We start from the raw sequence: 4,670 nt of genomic DNA, 5'->3' as shown, positions 1-4,670 counted from the left end.
GCCCCCCACCCCCCCCGCGCTCGCGGCGGTCCAGGGCATCCACACCCCCCCCCCCCTCCCGCCCCCGCCCCCCCCGGACACGGCCCGGGCGGGGCCCCCACTCCGTGGCTGCCCTGCCGGACCAACGCTCCGCGCTGTTCCGGTGCCTGATCGCTCCGCGATCAGGCGAACAGTGCAGCAGCAAGAGGGGGTGGCCCGAGTCCGGCTCCACCCGCTAATGTTGACGAAACGTCAGCACCAGGGCCGTGCGTCAAAACTGACGACGGGATAGATTCTGGGATGAGACCCAGCCGCCACCCTCACCCGAGAATGCGTCAATTCCCGACCCCCGATGGATTCTGGGATAGCGGCTTGGGTCCTCTTCTATTACCGGATGAATACCGGAGCGGCACCAACTCGAAATGCCGCCCGGTATTCGCCGAATGCGTCGACGGCGCTCCACAGGGAACTGATTGTGCCGTATTCCGGGTCGGGTAGTCGTGAGCTTCACCAAGGTCTGCGAGAGGGCGCGGGTGGGGTAGGTGACGTAGCCGAGGATGCCTGTGAGGCGTCGACGGCCCAGACGTGGGGGCCGTCCAGGTCGATGTCCTGGAGGGCGAGGGGGGGTGGCCGGCGGGGCACTCGAACAGTCCGGTCGGCAGGGCGCGGAACTCGGTGCCGGAGCCGGTGGAGCAGTGGGGCTGCGGAGTGGGCCCGGTCGGAACAGGCCTTTAACCGGGCCCTCGCCGGAGTCGGCAACGTGTCCGTGGTGATCAGTCAGTGGGACCGGCTTCTCAGCGACCTGCAGCCTTGAGGAGCGCCGGGAGGGATTCTCTCAGCCACGGACTGTACGTGTTCTGAAGACCGTATCGGTTATAGAACTCGCCGTAGTCTGAGGTACTCGGCTCGCGGGCTTCCTCATGGAGTTCACTGATAGTCAACTCGCCGTGTGGCTCGGTGAGCTCATTTTCCGGATTAGCGCCACTGAACACTTTTGGAATCACCCGCCAGTACGTTACATAGCGAGGCTTTCGTGTCATGTTGAGAATCTCGCTGCCATAATATATTTGCGCATGATGGGCAATGTACTCGTCGCCAGGTTGAGCGACCCAGCCAGGGGCATCATAGAGGTGTTTTCTACCGGCAGATGTGGTATCCCAGGAATAGTACGGAATTGAGTAGTCTGCATCTAGATCCCCTCGATCTGTCCGTATGGCAGTCGCCGACGCTGTAACCTCAATTGAGTCGTATTCAGCTCCCACCGGAAATTCGACGATCTTCTTTTCTACGAATTCCTGGTCGGGGTCCAGGGAGTTTCCTGCACGGAAGAACTCTCCAGCGCTAATCAGGTTTCTGCCCTGCACTTCTGTGTGACGATAGAGGTCGGACATTGGCTCCTTTTCCATGTCATTCTTCCATTCCATCAGCCCGTTCGGTCTTACATCGAATTTGGCCGTTCGGCCATAGACCGAGTATTGGCTGCCCAGAAGAGTGAAGCCCACCTTGCCCGAGTTTTGATAGTGAAGCTCAACTGGCAGGTACAGGATTGTGTGCTTCTGGTTCATGCTAGGAGTGCCGAGCTTCGCTATGACGCGCGCCTGTACGGGGGATGCGTAGGGTATATAGAACTGTGTGTATGCAAAATTTGAGGCAACCAAGAATGCTGAGACTACGGCTCCCACCGCGAGGCTCTTCGGATGCGTTATTTCTTTCAGTATGTGGTGAGGTTCGAGCCGCCTCAATGCCCAGGCCGACCAGGTCAGGAGAGCTATCCAAAGCCAAAGATAGTGCGTGTACTCACCCCCGTAAATTTGCACAGCAAGCAACAGTAGGCTGACCAATAGGGAAATGGTGACGCCAACCAGGACTGTTGCACCTGAGTAGGTTAGTCGGCGCTTTCCCCAGTGATCAAAAATGGCGATTGCCGTGACCGTCTCCAGTATGGCTGCGATCAGGAACAACGAGCCTTCGATGCGTCCTGTATAGGTAAGGGCCCCGAGGATGTCTGTTACGCCGATCTTGTACAGTACCGAGGCTGACGTAAGGGAGCCAATGACCATCAAGCTGGCAGCTGTGCGCCTGCTCCACGGACGGTCTGGCCACCGCGAACTATTCCCGCCCTCCCAACGGATATGTGTTCGGTCTTCAATATTCAGGTCTCGCGGATAGCCCAAACGGCGCAGGAGAAGTCGCAACTCGCGTAGGGACCGCACTTTCCCCACGCTCTGTCTGTTGATGCTGACCTGTCGCAATCCGCGACCATCCGGCGAATGTACGACCAGTAAGGGCCGGTTTTTCATAGATCCAGGCTGAGGGTCGCAGACAGGGTGCGCATCTTGCGATGGCCCTTCTGGCTGTGCTGACGTCGACTGTGATCTACCAGCTGGTGCCGTGGTGAGCACGCGGCGGGAAGCCGGTAGCGACTGCATGACCGGCTGGCCGAAGGAGATACGTGGACTCGCCGGTGAACGGAGACGTTGAGGGGCCTCCCATCCTCCTGCGGGTCTTCGAGGTGGTCGCCGATCTTTCTCGACGGCCCCGAGAGGGTGCCGGCGAGCCAGGCCCGGATGGTGCGGGCGTGGTCGGGCTGGTGACGTAGCCAAGGACGCCGGAGGCGTCGACAGCACAGACGTGGGGGCCGTCCAGGTCGACGTCCTGCGGGGCGAGCAGGTAGCCGGCGGGCACTCAGACGGTCCGGTCGGCAGGGCGCGGTACTCCGTGCCGGGCTTTTCTTGCCGTGAGGTCTTTTGACGCGGACGCGCATTCAGTCGGCACGCGCCTGGCGCGGGCGCAGCGGTGAAGAGGGAAAAACGTTCATTGCACACGCCCTTGACCGCTGCTCTTGTCTGCCTCCAGCATGACCGGCATGGACTCAGGTATTTCCGCTGTTCTCGGTGCGCTAGCCGGGTCAGTAGCAACTATTGGCGCAGCACTAGCTACGAGTCGGGCTCAGCGGGAAGGCGCCCGCATCACTGCCCGTATGGAACATCGTAAGGAAAGGAGAGTACCCAGGCAGCAGGCATACAAGGATTTTGTAGCCGTTTCTTCCGATATCAGCGCTTTCGTGTCGATGCTTGCCAGCGACACACTCGGCAGAATTTCCCCGAAGAATTAGATGAAGAATATCGCGCGCAATTTTCCCGCCTGCTAGGGGAATTGCAAGACAAATCAAAGACTGTCGCCCTGGAGGGTCCAAAGAAGGTTGCGCAAACAGCAGTCGAACTTACAGATATCGGCCATCGAATTAAAGTCTTTATGGATGTCTATGCACGACTCTCCGACTCTGACTCGGGGCGGATCAAAAAAATTCGGGCCCGGGTTGGGAGGGCAATCCGAAAAAGAGCGCGGGGTTTCAAGAAGCAGGCAGCGTTGTTCACTTTTTATGCACAGGAAGCGTTGAACGATGACGGCAGTCGGTAGAAAATCAACGTGCTAAATAGCTGTTAGATGCAGTGGCTCGGGTGGGTGGGGTTGGTCAGACCTCGATGTAGGCGACAACGACCACGGTGCGCAAGGCGGTAACGAAGTACAGGATCCGGACGGCTTCGACGTCGTCGGTGTACTGGCGCAGTTGGGGGCCGGTGGTGTCGCCGGGGATCGGCTCGCCGGCGTCGGGGTCGACGGAGATGACGACCAGGGCGCGGTCCAGGGCGTGGATGTCCGCCTCGCTGGTGATGTTCTCCAGTTGCTTGGCGGCGGAGTCGGAGAAGGCGATCCGGGCGCGGCGGGGCCCGTGGCCCGACGTCATCAGGCGACGGCCGGCCGCTGCGCGGCGAGCCGGGCGAGGTGCGCCTCGCGCAGTTCTTCCCACGGCGTGCAGTCGTCGGGCGAGGGGAGCCCGTTCTCGGCGATGTCCTCCAGGACGGCGGCGAACTGGTCGGCCCGCTCGCGGGTCTGCGCCGCGTACGCACGGACCGCGTCGGCGGCCGCGGGCTCCAACTGCTGCCGGACGACTCCGTCGGCGGGGGCCGGCTGGTCAGTCATCGGAGCCTCCAAGCACGGTACGGATGTGTGCCTTCACGGTATCGCCGGGCGGGCTGCTCGGGGACCAGCACGGTGCAGATTGCCGGTCCGGAAGTGCGGTTCATGTTGATACTGCTCGTGTTCTTCTTGCCATTGATCCAGCGTGAGGACGGTTGCCTCAACTGGCCTTTTTGTAGGCATGGGATGACACGGAGCATGCATAAAAACCGCAGGTCAGGGGGGTCGAAAGCGGCATGCTGTCATCGATTGTTATCCGCGCACCATATGCTTGGGTCCGTTCTTCCGCAGTGTCCGTCTCGTGCTTCCTCGGCTGGTGTCTTCACCGGCCGTTGAAGGGCCCGGCGAGCCCGCTGGGCTTTCCTCGGATACCTCGGAGGTGCACATGGGTGGTCAGACGCCACCGGAAGTCGGTGACGAGCAGGACGACGGTGAGAGGCGCCGGGAACGGCGCGGCTCATCGTGCAGTTCCTGGTCGATTGGTCGCCGGTTCTGGCGGAGGTCGTCCGCCTCGTGCTCCAGCACTTCTCCTGACGGAGAGGGACGTGGGATGCGGCCGTACCGGGGTCCGGACAGCAGTGAGTCCCGCCGGATGACAGACGGCCGGACTCACTGCTAGGCCGTGTATCGAAAGTGGATCTTGGGCTGTGAATGATCACAGTTCATGGGTCGGGGTGATCTCACGGACGAGCAGTGGGCGGTGTTGGAGC

At 61.2% G+C, this 4,670-nt stretch carries 3 protein-coding genes; all 3 read right to left on the bottom strand.

Annotation, left to right across the window (positions count from 1 at the left end):
* Positions 1–773 precede the first annotated feature (773 nt).
* Positions 774–2,042 (bottom strand): hypothetical protein, encoded by a 1,269-nt coding sequence (locus tag ACWGJB_RS49760; protein ID WP_453386628.1) that lies wholly within the window; start codon positions 2,040–2,042, stop codon positions 774–776.
* Positions 2,043–3,454: 1,412 nt separating this feature from the next.
* Positions 3,455–3,727 carry a hypothetical protein gene (locus tag ACWGJB_RS49755; RefSeq protein ID WP_453386627.1) on the bottom strand — a complete coding sequence of 91 codons (273 nt, stop codon included), beginning with the start codon at positions 3,725–3,727 and terminating at the stop codon, positions 3,455–3,457.
* Entirely contained in the window at positions 3,727–3,963 is a 237-nt protein-coding gene (locus tag ACWGJB_RS49750) for a hypothetical protein (protein ID WP_453386626.1), read from the bottom strand. The genes ACWGJB_RS49755 and ACWGJB_RS49750 overlap by 1 nt, the downstream gene beginning before the upstream one ends.
* Positions 3,964–4,670 lie beyond the last annotated feature (707 nt).

The sequence above is a fragment of the Streptomyces sp. NPDC054813 genome (genome assembly GCF_053611365.1).
This window is presented reverse-complemented; position numbering and strand designations above follow the sequence as displayed.